The sequence below is a fragment of the Pseudanabaena sp. Chao 1811 genome (assembly GCF_027942295.1).
In the GTDB taxonomy this organism is placed as follows: domain Bacteria; phylum Cyanobacteriota; class Cyanobacteriia; order Pseudanabaenales; family Pseudanabaenaceae; genus Pseudanabaena.
The window spans coordinates 3,396,491-3,417,503 of sequence record NZ_CP101416.1 but is presented as its reverse complement, the minus strand read 5'-3'; the positions used below and the strand labels follow the sequence as shown (position 1 = coordinate 3,417,503).

The 21,013-nt window shown below is 43.2% G+C and carries 19 protein-coding genes and 2 pseudogenes; 14 read left to right on the top strand and 7 right to left on the bottom strand.

Annotation, left to right across the window (positions count from 1 at the left end; all coding sequences use genetic code 11):
• The first annotated feature begins 81 nt into the window (after positions 1-81).
• On the top strand, positions 82-684 hold the full coding sequence (locus NMG48_RS15655) for a sigma-70 family RNA polymerase sigma factor (RefSeq protein WP_271252409.1): 603 nt from the start codon (positions 82-84) through the stop codon (positions 682-684).
• A 99-nt stretch (positions 685-783) separates the two neighbouring features.
• Complete coding sequence (locus tag NMG48_RS15650; protein WP_271252408.1) at positions 784-1,338, top strand: cupin domain-containing protein; 555 nt, start codon at positions 784-786, stop codon at positions 1,336-1,338.
• A 121-nt stretch (positions 1,339-1,459) separates the two neighbouring features.
• Here the strand turns inward: NMG48_RS15650 and nusB are convergent, their stop codons facing one another.
• Entirely contained in the window at positions 1,460-2,101 is a 642-nt protein-coding gene (gene nusB / locus NMG48_RS15645; protein ID WP_271252407.1) for a transcription antitermination factor NusB, read from the bottom strand.
• Between the two features lie 67 nt (positions 2,102-2,168).
• Here nusB and NMG48_RS15640 point away from each other — a divergent pair, with 67 nt between their 5' ends.
• Together NMG48_RS15640 and smc are read left to right on the top strand one after the other, a co-directional pair.
• Complete coding sequence (locus NMG48_RS15640) at positions 2,169-2,504, top strand: 2Fe-2S iron-sulfur cluster-binding protein (RefSeq protein WP_271252406.1); 336 nt, start codon at positions 2,169-2,171, stop codon at positions 2,502-2,504.
• Between the two features lie 607 nt (positions 2,505-3,111).
• Complete coding sequence (gene smc, locus NMG48_RS15635) at positions 3,112-6,708, top strand: chromosome segregation protein SMC (protein WP_271252405.1); 3,597 nt, start codon at positions 3,112-3,114, stop codon at positions 6,706-6,708.
• A 56-nt stretch (positions 6,709-6,764) separates the two neighbouring features.
• Here smc and radA read toward each other — a convergent pair whose 3' ends face one another.
• Positions 6,765-8,210 carry a DNA repair protein RadA gene (gene radA / locus NMG48_RS15630; protein ID WP_271252404.1) on the bottom strand — a complete coding sequence of 482 codons (1,446 nt, stop codon included), beginning with the start codon at positions 8,208-8,210 and terminating at the stop codon, positions 6,765-6,767.
• Positions 8,211-8,365: 155 nt separating this feature from the next.
• Here radA and NMG48_RS15625 point away from each other — a divergent pair, with 155 nt between their 5' ends.
• The 7 genes and pseudogenes from NMG48_RS15625 to NMG48_RS15595 all read left to right on the top strand — a co-directional run bounded on the left by NMG48_RS15625 (position 8,366) and on the right by NMG48_RS15595 (position 13,696).
• Positions 8,366-8,716 carry a hypothetical protein gene (locus NMG48_RS15625; RefSeq protein ID WP_271252403.1) on the top strand — a complete coding sequence of 117 codons (351 nt, stop codon included), beginning with the start codon at positions 8,366-8,368 and terminating at the stop codon, positions 8,714-8,716.
• 152 nt (positions 8,717-8,868) lie between these two features.
• Complete coding sequence (locus NMG48_RS15620) at positions 8,869-9,267, top strand: transposase (protein WP_271252402.1); 399 nt, start codon at positions 8,869-8,871, stop codon at positions 9,265-9,267.
• Between the two features lie 12 nt (positions 9,268-9,279).
• Positions 9,280-9,980: pseudogene (locus tag NMG48_RS15615) on the top strand (helix-turn-helix domain-containing protein); the annotation flags it as partial.
• A 103-nt stretch (positions 9,981-10,083) separates the two neighbouring features.
• Positions 10,084-11,356, top strand: a pseudogene (locus tag NMG48_RS15610) (NF041680 family putative transposase).
• 174 nt (positions 11,357-11,530) lie between these two features.
• A complete protein-coding gene (locus NMG48_RS15605; protein ID WP_271252400.1) occupies positions 11,531-12,196 on the top strand; it encodes an IS982 family transposase in 666 nt (221 codons plus the stop codon).
• 31 nt (positions 12,197-12,227) lie between these two features.
• Positions 12,228-13,439, top strand: coding sequence for an IS256 family transposase (locus NMG48_RS15600; protein WP_271251743.1), 1,212 nt, complete (start codon positions 12,228-12,230; stop codon positions 13,437-13,439).
• A 53-nt stretch (positions 13,440-13,492) separates the two neighbouring features.
• Entirely contained in the window at positions 13,493-13,696 is a 204-nt protein-coding gene (locus NMG48_RS15595; protein ID WP_271252399.1) for a hypothetical protein, read from the top strand.
• Positions 13,697-13,763: 67 nt separating this feature from the next.
• Here NMG48_RS15595 and NMG48_RS15590 read toward each other — a convergent pair whose 3' ends face one another.
• Entirely contained in the window at positions 13,764-14,546 is a 783-nt protein-coding gene (locus NMG48_RS15590) for a hypothetical protein (protein WP_271252398.1), read from the bottom strand.
• 216 nt (positions 14,547-14,762) lie between these two features.
• Between NMG48_RS15590 and cobJ the strand changes: the two genes are divergently transcribed.
• Positions 14,763-16,172, top strand: coding sequence for a precorrin-3B C(17)-methyltransferase (gene cobJ, locus NMG48_RS15585; protein WP_271252397.1), 1,410 nt, complete (start codon positions 14,763-14,765; stop codon positions 16,170-16,172).
• Positions 16,173-16,279: 107 nt separating this feature from the next.
• Here the strand turns inward: cobJ and trmD are convergent, their stop codons facing one another.
• Positions 16,280-16,948 carry a tRNA (guanosine(37)-N1)-methyltransferase TrmD gene (gene trmD / locus NMG48_RS15580; RefSeq protein WP_271252396.1) on the bottom strand — a complete coding sequence of 223 codons (669 nt, stop codon included), beginning with the start codon at positions 16,946-16,948 and terminating at the stop codon, positions 16,280-16,282.
• A 58-nt stretch (positions 16,949-17,006) separates the two neighbouring features.
• On the opposite strand from trmD, the gene NMG48_RS15575 reads away from it, so the two are divergent.
• Positions 17,007-18,281: a molybdopterin molybdotransferase MoeA gene (locus NMG48_RS15575; RefSeq protein WP_271252395.1), complete on the top strand. Its 1,275-nt coding sequence runs from the start codon at positions 17,007-17,009 to the stop codon at positions 18,279-18,281.
• Positions 18,282-18,583: 302 nt separating this feature from the next.
• Positions 18,584-19,789 (top strand): RNA polymerase sigma factor SigF, encoded by a 1,206-nt coding sequence (locus NMG48_RS21730; RefSeq protein ID WP_345961216.1) that lies wholly within the window; start codon positions 18,584-18,586, stop codon positions 19,787-19,789.
• A gap of 43 nt (positions 19,790-19,832) precedes the next feature.
• Here NMG48_RS21730 and NMG48_RS15565 read toward each other — a convergent pair whose 3' ends face one another.
• The 3 genes from NMG48_RS15565 to NMG48_RS15555 form a co-directional block, all read right to left on the bottom strand.
• Complete coding sequence (locus NMG48_RS15565; protein ID WP_345961278.1) at positions 19,833-20,108, bottom strand: ParE family toxin-like protein; 276 nt, start codon at positions 20,106-20,108, stop codon at positions 19,833-19,835.
• Entirely contained in the window at positions 20,108-20,335 is a 228-nt protein-coding gene (locus NMG48_RS15560; RefSeq protein ID WP_271252393.1) for a hypothetical protein, read from the bottom strand. Before NMG48_RS15560 ends, NMG48_RS15565 begins: the two co-directional genes overlap by 1 nt.
• 99 nt (positions 20,336-20,434) lie before the next feature.
• Positions 20,435-20,899 carry a hypothetical protein gene (locus tag NMG48_RS15555; RefSeq protein WP_271252392.1) on the bottom strand — a complete coding sequence of 155 codons (465 nt, stop codon included), beginning with the start codon at positions 20,897-20,899 and terminating at the stop codon, positions 20,435-20,437.
• Positions 20,900-21,013 lie beyond the last annotated feature (114 nt).

The window sequence follows — 21,013 nt, the reverse complement described above, 5'->3', positions numbered from 1 at the left end:
TCTGTTGCCTAGTGCAAAAGACAAGCTCCTAGAGATCGTTGAAATCGCTGATTCAAATAAGAATACGAAGAGGATCTGATCTTGGATTCATGCGATCGCAAATTTCTTAAAATAGACAGTGAAAGCAAGCGAGATGAACTTACCCTCATTAGTCGCATTGCGGAGCAGGATCAATCCGCCCTATCGTTACTCTACGATCGCTATGCCAAAGTTATTTATACGATTGCCTATAAAATTCTTAATTCTTCAGAGGAATCCGAAGAGATTGTTTTAGACGTATTTACTCAAGTATGGAGGATTGCCAAAAACTACAATTTCCAAAAGGGCAGAGTAGACACATGGCTATTTATGCTTACACGCAGTCGCGCCCTAGATCGGCTACGCAGTCATGCAAGGTTTGACAAAGCAGTAGCAGCTTCTGAAGATGTTCTCAAGATCCACTCACACACCGATAGCCCCGAAGAAGATGTTTTACTGCAAGAGCGTAGTTCCTACATTAAAACTTGTCTAGCCGAACTCCCCCAAGAACAGCGCCTAGTTCTAGAACTTGCCTACTTTAGTGGACTCAGCCATAGTGAAATTGCTGCGAAAACAGGTATTTCCCTTGGCACGGTGAAAACCCGAATTCGTCTGGGACTAAAAAAATTACGCGAAGCGATCGGCGACGAGTGGTTTAACTTTTAGGGAAAGCTAACCATAACCACTAAACCAAATATCAACAAAGCTAACAGCTAATAGCCAATAGCTAAAAGCCAATAGCAAAAAAATCAGGATCTAAACTGCATGAACCAAGAAGAACTTCAAAATCTATTAGCCTTATCAGCCATTGCAGCGATCGCTCCTGACGAAATCCAATCCGTGGAAGAACTTGCTGCCGCATCACCAGAAATAGAGCAAGAACTGCGATCACTCCAGAATACTGTGGCAACCCTCGCCTATACTGAAACTCCTTTAGATGTTCCTGCTGGTCTCAAACAAAGACTATTTAATCGCATTCAACAGGAAACAGAAGTCTTAGATTATGTGGCTTTGCGATCGGGGGAACTGAAGTGGAAACCTCATCCTGTCAAAGGTTTAATGATGGCTGTGTTAAAAATTGATCCCAAAAAACGCGAGATATCAGCCCTAATCCGTGCGGATGAGGATGTTGAGTATCCATCCCATCACCATGCAACAGGGGAAGAAATTTTTATGCTCCAAGGTGAGCTAATTGATCGCGGTGTTACCTATAAAGCAGGGGACTATCTTTATTCCAAGGCTGGATCTGTTCATTCACCAACAGCGATCGCAGGCTGTATATTTTTTGTGAAGACATCTTTAGATGATACTTTTCTATAAAAGTATTTTAGTATGGGCAACGCTTCGCGCCGCCCATACTTACTTATTGAAATAATATGGGCTTGCTCCCCTTCTCCTGCGGGAGAAGGGGTTGGGGGATGAGGGTTCCATGTAATATCAGTTATTTGGCTTTACGGGATTCTTTAAGTTGATCGTCAATGCGGCGTAAAACACCATTGATAAATCGATAGCCATCTTCACTGCTATAACGCTTAGCTAGTTCCACCGCTTCATCGATCGCGATTTTACTCGCTACATTCAAAAACATCATTTCCGCAGTGGCAATCCGCAAAATATCTTTATCAACTTGGGCAAGGCGATCAATTTGCCAATTAACTAAGGCACTACTGATAGTTTCATCAATCTGCGATCGTTTAGTATTTACAGTTTTCAGAATATCGATCGTATAGTTACGAACTTCAGCACGTTGAGATAGTACTAGCGTTATCGGAAACTCTAGAGCCGAGCCAATATTGTTGATCGCATTTTTAGTGAGATTGATCGCCTCACGCACCATCCCTTCCACAGCTTGAATATCTTGGCGGATGTCACCAGTCCGAGTCTCGCTAGAAGATATGCGTTCTTGACCACGTTGCAACTCAGCGCTGGCAGTTTGCAATAATTCCTTGGTCTCATCATGTAGCGATCGCACAACGGCGGTAATGATGTCATCAAGGGTTTTAGTCTCTAGCTTTTGGGATTGGCTAGGTAACTGGTTGATACTAAATAGTGCGAGTTCGCGGGCGATGTGGCGGGGTTGCATATGAGGAGATAAAATTAAGCCAATTGCATATCTTATCATTCACTTTACGCACTGTAACTTATAAAAAATGACTCAGACCTTTACAGCTACCCTTCACCACCAAGGACAAACCTTTACTGTCCCTGTCCCCGAAGATCAAGCAATTCTTGATGCAGCGATCGCCGCAGGTGTGGATTTACCCTGTTCATGTTATGCAGGGGTATGTACAACTTGTGCTGCTCAAATTGTGAAGGGTGAAGTTGACCAAAGCCAAGGCATGGGTATTGGCGGCATGGGTGAAGAACTAGATGCTAAAGGCTATATTCTCCTCTGCGTGTCATATCCCAAGTCCGATGTCGAAATCTACACCGACAAAGAGCAGGAAGTATACTCAATTCGTTTTGGCTCTGGTTCTAGCAGCTAAACTCCAGATTCAGACGATTCTTTAACTACTCTGACAAATTTGACAAAAAAGCAGTGATATTCCCCTCCAATTGCTACATAAGTCGCCTATCTAAGTTTTAGAGCTTCTTACGTAAGTCTCCCTTAAAACAGCACTCATATACTTGGCACACCGTACAAATCTTTACCCCCTCAGTCCCGCCTTGAAAGGTAGGGAAAGTTAAATCCTCACCCTTGCAAGGGTGAGTTAGAGGGGGTAAAGATTTGGTACATCAAGTATAAATGCCGTTAAAAAGTGGGATTTAGGGAGATTTTTGGTAACTCATGATATTGCTAACTTAACGTCAGTTCGACGAAGGCGAAAAATGGTAAAAACCGCTAAGCGGTTTTTACCATTTTTCGCCATTTGCGCCGCGCAAATGGCGTTATCGAACTCACAACTTAATCTGTACAAAGTAGCCTTGGAGTGAGGGATATCATTTGCTATAGATGCAAAAATCTTGAGGATCAATACGCCATTTTCGCCAAGTTGTGATAACGTATTGGCACTTTCGTGCTGTCAAAATTGACCTCGCGCATAGTCCTATCCCCAATGCTCGTCATACCTCGGTCAGCCCGCGATCGCCATTATGTACATTAAAAATGTAGAACTCACCAGATTTAAGTCCTTTGGCTCGACCACATCAATACCACTGTTGCAAGGGTTTACGGTGGTTTCGGGTCCTAACGGATCGGGCAAGTCAAATATTCTTGATGCGTTGCTATTTGCGCTAGGACTAGCAGGCTCAAAGGGGATGCGCGCCGATCGCTTGCCAGATTTGGTCAACCAAGCCCATAGCAAAAAGGGGCGAATGGTCGAGGCGAGTGTAACCGTGACCTTTGCCCTCGAAGAAGAAGAAATGGCGGCTTTGCAGAGCGAAGGGGTAGATATTCCTAAGGCTGAGGGACAAACTATTGGCGAATGGACGGTAATGCGGAAGCTGCGCGTGACCAGTCAGGGTACTTATACTTCCACCTATTACATCAACGGCACACCTTGCAATTTAAGTGAATTGCACGAACAATTAGCCAAATTCCGCATTTATCCTGAAGGCTATAATGTGGTATTACAGGGGGATGTTACAGGAATTATTTCCATGAATTCGCGAGAACGTCGCGAGATTATTGATGAGTTGGCAGGTGTCGGCGAGTTCGATCGCAAGATTTCTACAGCTAAGGACAAATTAGATGATGTCAAAACTCAAGAAGAGAGATTTCGGATTGTTGAACAGGAACTAGTTGCCAATAAAGAAAAACTAAAGGGCGATCGCGTTAAGGCTGAGAAGTATAAGGCGCTACGAGCTGAATATGAACAGATGGAAGCATCGGAAGCGGTACTCAAACAAAGGGAAATTACCTATCAGCAGTCAATCCGCAATGTCGAACTGGTCAATAATAAGGAGCAATGTAGTAATTTAGCTAAGTCCTTAGCGGAAATCGCACAGGTAATTGAAACGGGAACGGTTCAGCTTAATGAACTTAGCGATCGCGTACATACCCTTGGCGAAGAGGAATATCTCTCGGTTTCCAGCAATCTATCGGCACAACAGGCAGAATTGCGTGGTTTACAAAGGCAACAACAGTCCCTAACTAGTTCCTATCAAAACAATCAAAATCACATTGTTAACACCCAAGAGGAAATTGATCGACTTCTAAGGGAAGCAGAAGAATTAGAATCGCAAAAACAATTTAAAGAAGAAGCAGTAGCTACTGCGGAAAAGGCTCGCGATCAACAGGCTGCGATTGTTTCCCAATATCGTAAGGAAGTCCAAGCGATCGCCTCTGCTTCGTCGGAATGGGTGCGCCAACAAACACAACTCAGACAAGATGTAGATAGCGCTCAAGCTGAACTCGATCCGCAAAAGCAGGAACAAACTAGAATTCGTGAAGTACTCAATCAGCGATCGCTCCAATTAGAATCGCAGGAAAAGGAACTGCAAGAAATCATGGCTGGTGAAGGTCGCTATGCCGTGGATATGCTCTCTAATCAGTCTTTAGAAGATGCTTTGCGTTTACAAGAAGCAGAAGTTAGTGGGGCTGAATCCCTTGTCCAAACCCTCGCTAAAAATCTTGCGGAAGCCCAACTAGAAGTACAACTTCAGAATGAAACCATTGATCGTCTTAATCAAGAACAACGCATCAAAACCCGCCAACTGGATAAACTAGAGGCACAGGTACAGGCAAGTCGAGAGGTTCAAGGAACTAAAGCTTCACAAGTGATTATCGAAGCAGATATGTCAGGGGTTTATGGACTGGTCGCGCAATTAGGGCTAGTGGAACCTCGCTATCAATTGGCGCTAGAAATCTGTGCAGGTGGGCGTTTAGGCAACCTTGTCGTTGAGAGCGATGAGGTAGCTGCTGAGGCGATCGCCTTACTCAAAAAAGAAAGGGCAGGAAGGGCAACTTTTCTACCATTAAATAAATTACAGCCTGCCAAATTTCCATCACGGGTAGAAGCGAAGAAATTAGGGGCAATTGATTACGCCTTTAATCTTGTCACCTATGAAGATCGCTATCAAGATGTCTTTTCCTTCGTATTTGGCAATACCCTCGTCTTTGAGAATCTTGATCAAGCGAGATTCCACATTGGCAAATATCGCATGGTCACACTCGAAGGCGAAATCCTCGAAACTTCAGGGGCGATGACGGGCGGGAGCGCACCTTTGCATACCAGCCTTCATTTCGGTAATGCCAAGCCTGCGGAATCTTCAGAAACTAAGCAATTGCGCGATCGCCTTTTGGAAATCGATCAAATGTTAGCGCGACTAAATCAACGGTTACGTGGTGCATTGACAGGCATTGCTAAGTATGAGGAGCAATTGCAAGCCGCCAGAACCACCCACCGTGAAGCACAACTCAAACGCGATCGCATTTACGAACAAATCGAACGTAACAGCCGAGATCGCTCTCGCCTCCAAGATCAAATTCAACAAACCCGTGCTGCTATTGAAATCGGGCAAGCACAACTAAATACCCTTGATGGCAACATTGCCGAACTAGAAGCAAAATTACTGGTTAAACGTGCCGAGCTTGCGGAATTAGAGAAGTCGGGAACGCATTCCCGTTGGCTCCAAGGTCAAGAAGCTTTGCAAGGTCAAGAAGCTCTGCTCAATAGTGCCGAAATTGAATTGCGGACTGCGAAACAACAATTGGGTGAATTAGAAAATCAACATAAACTTGCCCTAGAAAAAATGGCACAGCGCCAGACCCGTCTCCAAGAACTGCGTAGCACCCAAACAGAACTGATCAATAGTACTGCCCAAATCCAAAATCAAATTAAACAAACTGAAAATGCGATCGCCTCTTACCAATCGCGCCTAGAAGTTCTCGAACAAACCATCGGTGCGGCAAAACAAGAACGTGATGCGGTCGAGCGATCGCTCCGTGCCCAACAGCAACAGCAACAGCAACAGGAATGGCAACTCCAGAAAAATCGTGAGCGTCAAGCTGAATTAGAACAACAAATCGCTCAGTATAAAGAACAACTCGAGCAAATTGAACTACCTGATCCATTGCCTGAAGTCCCTGAGACGATGACTCTAGAACAGTTACAACTAGAGCAACGTCGCTTGCTGAAACGCATTCAGTCAATGGAACCTGTCAATATGATGGCGATCGCTGAATACGAAGCCACATCCGAACGTCTCGATGAACTCAGTAGCCGTCTGGAAACCCTTAATCAAGAAAGGACTGAACTGCTAATTAGAATTGAGAACTTCACAACTTTGCGTCAACGCGCCTTTATGCAGGCTTTTGATGCTGTCAATGGACATTTTAAAGAGATCTTTGCTGAACTCTCCGATGGTGATGGCTATCTGCAATTAGAAAACCCCAATGCCCCTCTCAGTGGTGGTTTAACCCTCGTTGCCCACCCCAAAGGCAAACAGGTACAACACCTTTCATCCATGTCTGGTGGCGAGAAATCCCTCACGGCACTTAGTTTTATCTTTGCTCTCCAGCGCTATCGTCCTTCTCCCTTCTACGCCTTTGATGAGGTGGATATGTTCCTCGATGGTGCAAATGTAGAGCGCCTCTCGAAAATGGTACGCAAGCAAGCCAATCTTGCCCAATTCATCGTAGTAAGTCTCCGTCGTCCCATGATCGAAGCCTCTGAGCGCACCATCGGCGTAACTCAAGCACGCGGCGCTCATACTCAGGTATTAGGCTTAGAACTGCGATCGAGTTGATAAAAAGCCGAAATGTTGTGCCACATGCTAAGCATGTGACACAACATTTCGGCTTTTTATTCATCCAGTGAGTCATCACTTGGCTTAGAAGCTTCAAACTTGGTGCGAGGTAAAGCTGCCACGATCGCATCTAAAACCTTAGTTACAGGCACTATTTCCATGCCGTAATTTTGCATCACCTGCATACTCGGAATAATCGCCCGTTTAAAGCCCAATTTTGCTGCTTCCTTTAATCGCATATCTAATTGCGATACGGGGCGCACCTGTCCACCTAAACCCACTTCACCGATCATCACTGTACGCGGATCGACGGTGCGATCGCGAAAACTTGCTGCCACTGCGATCGCTACTCCTAGATCCACCGCAGGTTCCGCTACGTTTAAGCCACCCGCCGCCGCTACATAGGCATCAAGTTTTGATAAAGGAATCCCAATCCGCTTTTCGAGAACCGCGAGAATTTGTAGGAAACGATTAGTCTCGATACCAGTAGTGGTGCGGCGTGGTGAAGAATAACTGGTGGGACTGACGAGGGCTTGTAATTCCACCACAATTGGGCGCGTACCTTCACAGGCGACAATTGTGGCGGTTCCGGGAACAGATTCATCGCGATTGCCGAGAAATAATTCGGAAGGATTGGAAACTTCACGCAAGCCGCGATCGATCATCTCAAATACACCGATTTCCTGCGTTGCGCCAAAGCGATTTTTGACCGATCTCAATAATCTGTGAGTAGCAAAGCGATCGCCTTCAAAATAAAGAACTGTATCGACCATATGTTCTAATACTTTTGGCCCCGCGATCGAGCCTTCCTTAGTCACATGACCAACGATAAATAGCGAGATATTCTCGCGCTTCGCCACCCGCATCAGAGCTGCCGTACATTCCCGCACTTGCGAAACGGAACCGGGGGCAGCATTTAAGTTGGAGAAGTAGAGGGCTTGAATACTATCGATTACAGCAACCTTGGGACGAAGAGATTGCAATTCTCTCAAGACCGTTTCTAAATCTGTTTCCGCTAACAAATAGAGATCATCGGAATTCTCCTCTAAGATTCCCAATCGTTGCGATCGCAGTTTTACCTGTTGCGCTGACTCCTCGGCACAGACATAGAGCGTGGGATAGCGGCTCATCAATTTTTGCGCCATACCCAATAAGAGTGTACTTTTACCAATCCCCGGTTCACCACCAATCAGCACAAGGGAACCTGCGACAATGCCTCCACCTAATACGCGATCGAGTTCTTCATAACCAGAAGGCGATCGCGCTTGGTCGTTATCGGTAATTTGCGAGAGGGTTAAGGATTCTCTAGGTTTGGCTTTACCTGTGGATTTGGTTGTACCGAGATGCGAGAATGTAGCGATCGCATTGGTATTTGTGGAGATGACAGGAATAAGTTCCTCTTGCAATGTTCCCCAACTGGAGCAAGCAGGACATTTCCCATACATCTGCGGGAAGTCTTCACCACAGTTATTACAAACATATCGACTTTTTGCTTTTGCCATTGTTTAAATATATAACAAGCCAAACCAACACGATCTTTTAAACTTATCTCTGTTTTAGTAAATATTAGGCGAGTAAAGATGTTTTCGCTCATATGGGGAAGCAGGTGAAATGGCAAAATAGGGGGGAGTCATCTTCATGAATCGATAAAGATGCGATGATCAAATTTCCCCTGACAAAATTATTAGATGAGCAAGCCAGCTATGAATGGTTATTAGAAATTCTACATCCGAAAGGATTGTATTGTCCCAATGGACACGCAATACCAGTGGGACAAGCACCGCATGATCGCCAACGCGAACCAATCGTCAAATATAAGTGTCGGGGATGTGGGAAAGTGTTCCATATTTTTACAGGAACAGACTTATCAGGAAGTCATTACACCTGTGGTCAGATCGTGCTGATATTGCGTGGATTCTTACAAGGACAAACGACCCAACACATAGCCGAGGAACTAGGACTCGACTATGGGACATTATTGTCTTGGCGGCATCGCATCCAACGATGAGGATTTGCCCATTTGATTAATGGTAATCTGCCCGATGCTGAAACCGAGATGGACGAGATGTTTCAGAATGCAGGAGAAAAGGGAGCCAAAAAAAAGATCCAATAGCAGACCCACCAAGACGACGAGGGAATCAACGCAAAGGCAAAGGAACAATGGCAAATGACCGTCCACCTGTTGTCGGCACGGTTGGACGCAACAGTGGTCAGATCCGCATGAAGGTCTGTGACAATACTCAACAAATCACGATTCAGCCGCAGGTAGAGGTAACAACTTTACCAAATACAACAGTCTATACCGATGAATCTGATGCTTACAATCGCATACCTGATTCTGGTCGTGAGCGTCAAACTGTTTGTCACTCTCAGCGCGAGTATGCTCGCGATGACGATCAAGATGGCTTTTGTGAGGTTCATTGCAATACTATGGAGGGGATTTGGGTTGGTTTACGCAATTTCCTGCGTCCCTTTCGCGGTATTCACAAAAAATATTTGTATACTTTGACTGGGAGTAGACTTTATTTTTCAAAAGGGGAAGAATGGAAGAAACGTTAACTTTGTTCCAAGATGATCCGACTAACATTTACCAAAGAAGAAATAGATGCGCTACATTACGAAAGATTCCATCATCCGCATCCACGAGTACAGAGAAAAATGGAAGCACTATACCTAAAAAGTCAGAACTACCCACACAAAGAAATCACAAAACTGCTAAGAATCAGTGAACCGACACTGTTGAGCTATTTACGAGATTATAAAGAAGGTGGGATAAGCAAACTCAAAGAACTAACCTTTAATCGCCCCCAGAGTGAACTAAAAAAGCATCAAGAAAGTATAGAGATATATTTTCGAGAACATCCACCCAAAACACTAGCTCATGCAGCAGCAAAAATTAGCGAGTTGACAGGGATTGTCCGAAGTCGAGAACAGGTGCGTCATTTCCTGAAATCGATGGGAATGAGTTGTCACCGAGTGGGTCTAATACCTGCTAAGGCTGACCCAGCAGCACAAGAGGAATTTCTCAAAAAAAACTAGAACCACGCTTAGAGGAAACTAAATCTGGACAAAGAGCCGTTTTCTTTGTCGATGCGGCACATTTTGTCCTCGGTGCTTATTTAGGCTTTTTGTGGTGTTTTGAACGCTTGTTTGTCAAATCTGGGGCTGGAAGGCAGCGTTTTAATGTCCTCGGTGCACTTAATGCTGTTACTCATGAGTTGATTACTGTGACTAATGATTCTTACATCAATGCTCAAAGTGTTTGTGACTTACTCCCTGGACTTTAGACTAAAAAGAAGAAAAGAAAGGCAGGAAGTGCTAGGCACAAACTGCCAAAAGAGCAATGATCAATAAACCAAATTGACATTGACTACTATGATTTTCCAAAAACTACAAGAATTTCGCAAGTCGATATATGAATACCTTGGGACAGGAAAAGATGCAGTATTTGAAATAATGGATGCCGTCCTGACAAGTCCGAGCATTAGCTCGTATGTGAGTCTATCAATGAATCCATTATTTCGGCGAAAATGGTCAAGTATTTATGAGGGACTGCGGGATAGTCGACCAGTCAGAGCAAAGTTGATGAAACTGATGGTGCAAGAGTTGCCCACGGAAGAGCAACCTTTGTTAGCAGGAGATAATAGCGTATGGTTGCGACCAGATGCAGAAACACTGAAGGAAAGAGGATTCCATCATGGCAAAGACGAAAGTATCGACGTAGGACAAAGCTACAGCACCTTTGCGTGGATTCCCGAAGCAAGTGGGAGTTGGGCACTACCGATAAAACATGAGCGGATCAGCAGTTTCGAGACTCCTGTGAGTAAAGCAGCCTTCCAACTCAAACAAGTCACAGAGCAGTTAAGCGTACGCCCACTAGCTGTCTATGACCGAGGATATGGGAATGCTAGTTTTGTCAAAGCAACAGCGAATATTGAGGCAGATCTATTGCTGCGTTTGGCATCTAATCACTGTGTTTGGGGAGTTCCGCCAGCCTATAGTGGTCGTGGCGCACCATGTAAGCATGGTCATAAATTCAAACTGAATGCCCCAGAAACTTGGTCTGTTGCCGACACCACCATCGAAATTACAGACCCCCAAATCGGTCGGGTACAGGTAACTCATTGGCGTGACTTTCATTTCCGTACTTCTCCAGAACGACCAATGCAGATTTTTAGAGTTGAGGTGATTGAACCCTTGGGACGCAACCGTAAGTTTCAGCCCATGTGGTTGGCTTGGTTGGGTAAAACGAGACCTGCTTTGGAGACCCTGTTTTTAAAATACTTGCGTCGCTTTGCCCTAGAGCATTGGTATCGTTTTGCTAAGCAACGTCTACATTGGACTCTGCCCCAGATTACCTCCACTCAGGCGACTGAGCGTTGGAGTGCTTTGATGCCTTTAATGACTTGGCAACTTTGGTTCGCTCACCTCGATTGTGTTGATTCTCCTTTACCTTGGCAGTCTCCTCAGGATAATCTTTCTCCTGGTCGGGTCGCTCAATCCTTTGCGGTAATTATTGCCGCGATTGGTACTCCTGCAATCCCTCCTAAACTACGCGATCACCCCTGAGCGCTCCAAGGGTGATCGCCTTCCTCCTCGTATTCGCTATCCGACCGTTAAAAAACACCCCTCAAAAACTGGAGTCTAGACTAAAAAAGGAAAAAAAGGCAGAGTAAAAGAGATATAAACTGCCTAAAGTAGATGAAAAAGAAAAAGCACATCTACAGTCATGATTATTGATAAATTAACCCAAGTTGCGACCTAATAGCTATAACAAAAAAATGCTGCTACAAAGGACAAAAGCCAAGTAGCAGCAAGAAAAATGAATGATGAAATTGTAGCGATTTATTGCCTGTGTGATGACATTCTTCGAGCGATGAATCATCGGGACGATAGCCAGCAACAGATGAGTGATGCTGAAGTAATGACTACAGTTATAGTTGCAGTTGTGTATTTTTGTGGAAATTTCGAGAAGGCAAGAAAACATTTGTCAGAGCCACAATACATTCCCAAAATGCTTAGTCGGAGTCGGTTCAACCGCAGATTGTATAGGGTGGAACCGATGCTATTGATGTTGTTTGAAGCTTTGGGACAAGCATGGAAACAACTGAACACCAAATCGATTTACAGCATTGATAGTTTTCCGATACCCGTTTGTGACAATATCCGCATACCAAGGTCAAAAATCTATGATGGAAATGAAGAGTATCGAGGCTATCAAGCCAGCAAGAAACGGTACTTTTACGGTATTAAAATTCATTTGATAGCGACAGAGTCGGGAGAACCTGTGGAGTTTTTTCTAACTTCAGGCTCATTTGCTGATGTTAGAGGGTTGAAAGTATTTCCATTTGCTTTACCTGAAGGCTCTCTAGTCTATGCAGATAAAGCTTACAACGATTATGAAGTGGAAGATTTATTGCTGGAAGCCGAGAATATCCGAGAGTGTAAAGTGAAGTGTGTAAAGTCTGGGATATATACAGAGAGATGATCTAGACACACAATTACCAACACTAAAACTGATGAATATACGCAAAGAATTGCTCGACGAATTGCTGCAAGAATGTAAAACACCACCTGACCTATTCGGAGAAGGAGGAATCCTGAAACAACTGACAACCGCGTTGGTGGAGAGAGCATTGGAAGCAGAACTATCAACCCATCTGGGATACGGTAAGCACGAACCTAGACCAGAAGGACAAACTAACAGTCGCAACGGTTATAGCCAGAAAAAAGTGCAAGGTGACTTTGGCGTAGCCGAAATCGCAGTCCCCCGAGATCGGCAAGGGGAGTTTGAACCGCAGATGGTGAAGAAAGGACAAAGTCGCTTGTCAGGACTAGATGAAAAGATCATTGCTCTCTACGCACGAGGTATGAGTGTCAGGGATATTCAAGCCCAGTTGCAAGAAATGTATGGTGTTGAAGTATCACCAACACTTATTTCCAATGTTACAGATGCAGTAATTGACGAGGTGAAGCAATGGCAAAACCGTCCCCTTGAAGCAGTCTATCCAATCGTCTTTCTGGACTGTCTAGTCATCAAAGTCCGAGACAATGGCAGAGTGATTAACAAATCCTTGTACTTTGCCTTGGGCGTGAATATGGACGGGTACAAGGAATTACTGGGTATGTGGATTTCTCCGAATGAAGGTGCGAAATTCTGGTTGTCAGTACTCACCGAAATTCACAACCGTGGGGTCAAAGATATTTTGATTGCCTGTGTCGATGGCTTGACTGGTTTCCCTAATGCGATTGAGACGGTATTTCCTAAAACTCAGGTGCAGTTATGCATTGTCCACATGGTCAGAAACTCGGTCGCTTTTGTACCTTGGCAACAACGCAAGCAAGTTTGTGCTGACCTCAAGGCTATTTATAGCGCGGCGACGGAATCGGAGGCTGAGTTTAATCTCGAACTCTTTGCTGAAAAGTGGGACAAGCAATATCCATCAATCTCCAAGTCTTGGCGCAGTCATTGGGCAAACATTATCCCCTTCTTTGCTTTCCCGACCGAGATTCGCAGGGCGATTTATACCACCAATGCGATTGAGTCGATGAACAGTAGTTTGCGGAAGGTGATTAAATCCCAACAGATTTTTCCCTCTGATGATGCTGCTTTCAAGCTCGTTTATTTAGCAATGCGGAATATCTCGAAGAAGTGGACGATGCCGATTCGTGATTGGAAACCTGCTCTTAATCGCTTTGCCATCCTCTTCGAGGATCGTCTCCACGTCTAGCTTCTAGACTTTACACATTTTACTTGACAGTCTCGAATATCCAGCTCTCAGCTATGCGAAAACGCAATTCAAAACGACCTGTACCTGCCTATGTTCAATTTCTCCAGCACCATAAGCGTAAAGTAATTGAAACCTCTGGCAGTTTGATATCACAATTTTTACCTAAATCGATTCATGCTGTTACTGCCAAGGGATTTGAGCTTAAAGTCATGCTCTTTGTCCTTGCTCTTAGCGTTAATCTATGGGTAGCAACTTAGGTTAGTTAAGGCTTCTCGAACTGTTTGAAAACTCCCTCATAGCCCCATGCGATCGCATGAGGGCTTTTTATTGGATATGGCTAATTTCATTAGATAGCTTTTTCAAAAATAGATCCCTTTGCGTATTGTCATTAAATCGCTCTTTATTACTATCTAAGTATCTTGAAATTAGCTCCTTTAAATCACTATTTTCAAGAGTACATTTTGCACTTAGTGTCCTATCTAAACCAGCTTTTTGTAAAAACAAGATTTTCTTATCTGGTGATAGGTTTTGATATTTCCAACTTAGTCCATCCATCAAGCTATCATTAGAAATTTGGAGATTACCTGTGAAATCAAAAGATATCAATTTATTACCATAGGGGAACATCATAATTACAACAACAATCAGAAAAGCGAGGATTGTTATGCCATTATTAATATTATGTGATTTTTTATAGTCTGCAATCTGCTTCTCATAAAGCTCCCTTGGACTCTTATCCCAGACAAACTCTAAAAACTCCTTGCGTAAGCCTATACCTACCAACAACCTATCTAAGCTATTAGCATCTTTTTTTTCGGCTTTTATTCTAATGGTATGCAGACTCGCTGATTCACAGTCTCTTTTACCCGCAATTCTTTTATTGATTTCATCACCATCTGCAAAGCAAAGAATATTATCGGTTTTACCTGCAATATTTTTGACATCAACATATGGATTTTCTTTCCCAATGCGCCATTTGCCACCAATTCGCACAAAATAGTATGCTTTGCCAATCTCAAACCCCGGAACTTGCTTAAGATCTTCAATCGTTGGCAATTCATTTAACCACTGGTTAATTTCACCTAAGGTGGGATTTACGCGGCTCATCAAGTTTTAAGACACAGTAATTTTAGAGGAAATTTTGCTGACAATCTATGGATTAAAATATAGCCAAATTAAAAAGCTAAGTCAAGAAAAGCTACAAAAAACTACACTAAAGTTAGGACGATCTGTTCCTCAAAAATATTACTAATTGCCCCTATTTCATCTAGGAACAAATTAATAAATAAACAGTAAAAATAGCAGTCAAACAGCAAAAAACAAATGAAATCATCTGTAATCATTGTCTTAGGGGAAAAGAGTATTGCGATCGCGAGACAAGTGCAAACCGTAATTCCTAACGCCACAATTTATGGGCTTGCCTCACGCACCCAAACCGCCGATCATACCTATGACAAATTTAGCGAAACTGTCAATGAACTATTTAGCCAAGGACATGCAATCATTGGCATTTGTGCCGCAGGTATCCTCATCCGATCGCTAGCTCCTCTCCTCTCAGATAAACGCGCCGAACCACCCGTAATTGCGATCGCAGAAGATGGCAGTGCAGTTGTGCCGCTATTGGGCGGATTAAATGGCGCTAACGACCTTGCAAGAGCGATCGCCAAATCACTGCAAGTCCAACCAGCAATCACAACCACAGGCGATTTACGCTTTCAAACTTCATTGTTAGCCCCACCTCCTAATTATCGGTTGTTAAATTCCGATGAAGAAGCAAAGACCTTTTTGGCAGATTTATTAGCAGGAGCAAGGGTTAAGCTCATCGGTGAGGCAACTTGGCTAAGCGATAGCAATCTTCCCTTTGCTGATGATGCTACACATCAAATCGAAGTAATTTCTGAGGAAGTGAAATTAGAGGTGATCGCTTCTAAACTAAGCTCTAAATACTTGGTATATCAAACAGAATCCTCTCCAAATCCCAGCAGCATCGGTAAAGTATCGATTATTGGCACAGGACCGGGGGCAGCGAAATGGATGTCGCCCGAAGTCAAGGCAATTTTGGAAGCGGCTACAGATTTTGTCGGTTATAAAACCTATGTGAATCTAGTTAAAGAATTTACCAAAGGAAAAACGATCCATGCTTCCGATAATCGGGTCGAACTTGATCGCGCTCGTCATGCCCTTGAATTAGCTACCGAAGGGAAATCTGTGGTTATCGTTTCATCGGGAGATGCGGGAATCTATGGCATGGCTTCTGCTGTATTTGAAGTAGTTGATCAAGATAGTCCCAAATGGAACCAGATTGATATTCATGTTGCCCCTGGCATATCTGCTGCCCAAGCCGCCGCCGCCGCCATTGGCGCACCCATTGGACATGATTTCTGTACTATTTCTCTATCAGATATTCTCAAACCTTGGGAAGTTATCGAGCAGAGATTATCCGCCGCTGCCCAAGCAGATTTTGTGATTGCGATTTATAATCCCATTTCCACACAGCGCAAATGGCAACTCCCAGCCGCCAAAGATACGTTATTAAAATGGCGATCGCCTAATACACCAGTAGTTCTCGGTCATAAGATGGGACGTAAAGGCGAAAATGTGAAGGTGATTACGCTTGCGGAATTAGAGCCTGAACTTGCCGATATGCAAACGGTGATTATCGTGGGATCGAGCAAGACTAAGGTTTTAGAATTAGGCGATCGCTTGAGGGTTTATACCCCACGCAAATATTAAGTAGCTCAGCATAAATACATGCTGTGCCGCCCGCTAGGCGGGCGGCACAGCATGAACTAGCCCAAAATACAAGTAGTGACGCTTCGCGTCGCTACTTGTATTTTGGGTTATAGCAAATCGGGACGGCGTTGCTTTGTTCTTAAAATTTGTTGTTCCTTTCTCCATTCAGCAATCAATTTATGATTGCCCGATCGCAATACTTCGGGAACTTCCCAACCCCGAAATATGGATGGGCGCGTATATTGTGGATAGTCTAACAATCCATCTTCAAAACTCTCAAACTTGAGAGAATCTTCTTTCCCCACTGTTCCCGGACGCAAGCGCACTACTCCATTAATGAGTGCTAGCGCAGGAATCTCACCACAGGTCAGCACAAAATCACCGAGGGAAACTTCGCGAGTTACTAAATGTTCACATACCCGTTCGTCCACACCTTCATAGCTACCACAAATGAGAACTAGCTGATCGTAATTAGCCAACTCTTTAAACATCTCCTGCTTCATCGGCTCACCCTGCGGAGTCATGTAGATAATTTCGCGCTTGGGCAAAATTGGCAAAGATTCTACTGCCGCAAAAATAGGATCAGGCTTCATTAACATGCCTACACCGCCCCCATAGGGTTCATCATCAACACGATGGTGTTTGTCTGTGGTGAAATCTCTAGGATTAGTGAGATGTACCTCAGCAATTTGATTAGCGATCGCCTTTCCTAGCAAACTGGTCTGCAAAGGCGATGTAAAAAATTCAGGAAATAGGGTGACAATATCTATACGCATAAATAAATTCTATAGTAGAGGGCAGCGCTACGCGCTGCCCTCTACCTTTAATGTAGCTATGTTGCCTGTATCTGAAGTCGAAAAAATAATTTTAAATTTGGTAAAACCTTTTGCACCTGAAATTGATAGTGAAATTTTGCCCTTGTCGCAGGCTAGTAACCGAATTTTAGCAGAGGATATTACAAGCAAATTAGACTTTCCCCATTGGGACAACTCAGCGATGGATGGCTATGCGCTACGTTATGCTGATATTGCTGATGTTACTGATTGGCAAAATTTTAAATTAGCGATCGCCTCCCATGAAATTCCCGCAGGTACGACCATTGCTACATCCCTAAAACAAGGTGAATGTACCAGAATTTTTACAGGTGGGATGCTGCCAAAGGGCGCAGATACCGTAGTTATGCAGGAAGATACGGAACGCATAGGCAATTTTTTATATCTCAAGGTTAAGCCCACCCCAGGAGAATATGTGCGCCGAAAAGGTGAATTTATTAAGGCAGGTACAGTTCTCATCAGTGCAGGTATAAAACTAGGAGCAACAGAAATAGGTGCTTTAGCTTCCTCAAGATGTCAACAGGTGCAAATTTATCGTCAGCCCAAAGTCGCAATTATTTCCACAGGTAACGAATTAGTCAGTCTTGGGAGTTCTCAACCACTTCAATTAGGACAAATTATTGATTCCAATCTCTATGCCCTGTCAACACTAATTACCCAAGCAGGGGCGATCGCTCTTCCCTTTGGTGCAGTTCGTGATAATCGCGCAGAGCTAGAAACTATCATGCGACAAGCGCTCTCTAGTGCCGATATTGTCATTTCATCAGGAGGAGTTTCTGTTGGTGATTATGATTATGTCGAAGAAGTTTTAGAAAAAATCGGAGTTGATATTCATGTACGGTCAGTAGCGATTAAGCCCGGAAAACCTCTTACTGTAGCTTCCCTCACTCCCTCTCTTCATGTGAATCCTAATGTGAACAGAAGTGAGGATAAAGTTCTCTATTTCGGAGTTTCAGGAAATCCTGTTTCGGCAATGCTGAGTTTCTGGAGATTTATTCGGGGGGCGATCGCGAAACTGAATGGAGCTAATCCCACTTACTGGTATCCCCAATTCGTCAAAGCTATGACTACTGAAGATTTACAGGCACAGGGTAGGAGAGAAACTTACCTATGGGGACAACTCACCTATCAGAACGGAAGTCCAATTTTTCAGCCAACTCAGAACGATATTTCTGGCAATTTGATTAGTGCGATCGGCATAAATGCAATGGCTGTAATGCGTGTAAATCAGACCTATGTACCCGCAGGAGATGAAGTGCAAATAATGATGATTTAAGGGAGTATTGTCAAAAAACTTCTGAATTCTCTCTACATGTTGCTATACATGTATAATCTAGAGCATTGACATGGGCGCAAAATGTAAACTATATAAGATTTATGTTTTTATATTGTTTATATCTTTAAAATGTTCTTACACTAATTAAATTGGGGCTAGCAAAAAGTGAGGCAATACAGCCTTCTCTGTTAGATTCTGTGTGCAAGTGAAAACTATCGGTATAAAGCACATGTATGCAAAGTTCTCATCTTATGTGTTGGGCATATCTTCTAGCCGCTTACATCTTTGAGGATGTCTGCCGTATGCCATCAGATTCAAATCAATTAGCGAATGAGAATATATTGCCTCTCTTGAGGGCATATAGAGTTTCTCCATCGGCAAACTTGCAAGAGCAGATTGTCGAGATTTATATGGGTTTAATCCGTGAAACGATCTCTGACCTACCCATATCGCTAATTAATCAGACGAGGATTGGTGATCGCCGATCTAGAGATCGTCCAGTGGCAGCTGAGCGTCGTGTGTCCAATCGCAGAACAGGGGAACGTCGAGAAAGCGATCGCGAGCTACTCGAAATCGGCAAAATAGGATTTAAAAAAGCTCTAGTTCAATTTAATCCTGAGCAAGATACAAATTTTTCGGAATTTGCGCGATCACAAATCTATCAACACCTAGAGAATTTTTTGCAAAGACAAAATCTGGATAGCCGCAATGAGCCGCAGGGCGAGCAAGATGTGGATATTACCCCCACGATTAATCGTAAACAGGAAACTCTCGAAATTTTACAAGCCTATCGTGCTAAGCCCACGACAAAACTCCGTAATCAACTGGTAAATCTGAATATTGGCTTAGTTCGTCGTGAAGCCTATCACTGGAAAAATCAATGCCAAGAGAGTTTTGAAGATCTGATGCAGGTTGGCTCAATTGGTTTAATCAATGCGATCGAACGATTTGATGTGAGCAAGGGTCATGCCTTTAGCTCCTTTGCTGTGCCATATATCAAGGGGGAAATTCAGCATTACTTACGGGATAAAAGCCCAACGGTGCGAATGCCCCGTGCTTGGCTAGCCACCTACAACCAAGGCTGCAAAATTATTCGCAACAAGCGCACTGAGACTGGGCGTGAACCATCTAGCCAAGAAATTGCTAAAGAGCTAGGTATTACTGTCAGCGAGTGGTATGACATTAAACTTGCTTGCCAAAACCGATCACCCATTAGTCTCGATACCCCCGTTGATCAGAGTGAAGATAGCACTACATCGATTGGCGATCTGGTCACTGATCAAAAATATCAAAGTTTTCAACTTGCCCAAGAAGATAATATTCGTTTGCAGCAAGCTCTCGATCTTCTAGAAGATCGCACCCGTGAAGTAGTGGAATTTGTGTTTTTAAAAGAATTTACCCATCGCGAAGTTGCCGACACCTTAGGAATTAGTGCAGTTACGGTGTCACGACAGCTCAAAAAAGGCTTAACTGCCCTCAAAAAGATTTTGGCTACACCTATTGAATAACCCTATGAGAGGCGACACTTCGCGCCACCTCTCACTATAACCATCATTTCTTTTTTAAAATATTGTCATATTCAGCGTGTGAACCTATCCAAAACCATACGATTTTTTCTTCTTGTGATTTGATAACACCTAAAGCCCTCCAGCCAATACCCACTCTAACAGACCAAATATTTTGATTATGGATAATTTCTTTAAACTCTAGGCTCGGATGAGATGAATTATCTTTCCAGAGTTCGTAGTTTTTTTTGGCAGTTTCTTTGACGTGTTGAGGTAGCTTTACAAATAATTTCTGAAAATCTTTGGTTCGAGAAGATCTCATCATTCCTGCCCAAAGCCCTTCTCTTCGGTTTCACCCGCATCATCATCTTTTATAGCTGCTTGAGCCATTTGTTGAAATATACCTAGATCAATGTCTGGATCAGATAAAGTTTTTTGCCAATTCAACTCATTCTGAATATCTTCCAGCAATTGCCGCGCAATTTCATCTTGAAGATTATTTGAGAGCTTCTGGGCTTCTTTAAAGGCTTTTTCAAGTAATTTAGTCATAATTTTAATTGCGTCAACATAATCAATGATATTTTTTTATGATATTCCACATAACTTAGATTGACTAATATCTAAATATTTCCAATAAGAAAGGATTGTTCACAAACAACGCTCTTCCCCCCAATTAAGATAATTATTGCCCCTAGGTTGATATTCACTGCATTCGTCTTTTCTCACACCCATACCTTTATGGTAGGAATAGCCATTAGTAAAATCACTGTGATCTAAACCGAATACAACCCTAACAACTGGATCACATACTTCTACTACTTGACTTGCTATATCTAACTGAAGTTTTCTACTGTTTAAAAAATCTAAAGATTTCTGATTCTCAAAACGTCCACCGCTTAAAACAAAAATAACCTCTTGATTGGCATTCCTATAGGGAGAAGAAGAATTAAGTCTAAATGTTACTGATTTTATGTAAATCTTCTTTTCTTCTAAAGACGATCTTATTTCTTGTATTGTGAGCTTACATTTCGTATTGTCAGCAAAAACTGAATCGATTGGAAAAATCGCCAAAAAGCAAGAAATAAGAAGGAATAGAAAAAAAGGCTTATTCATATTTTAGAGTGCCTGTTTAAATAAGTATTGTAGTTATTTAGATATAATTTACCCTTTTTATAGTTTTTTATTTCACCTTTAAAAAATTGATTCCTTGAATGTGAAAATTACTAC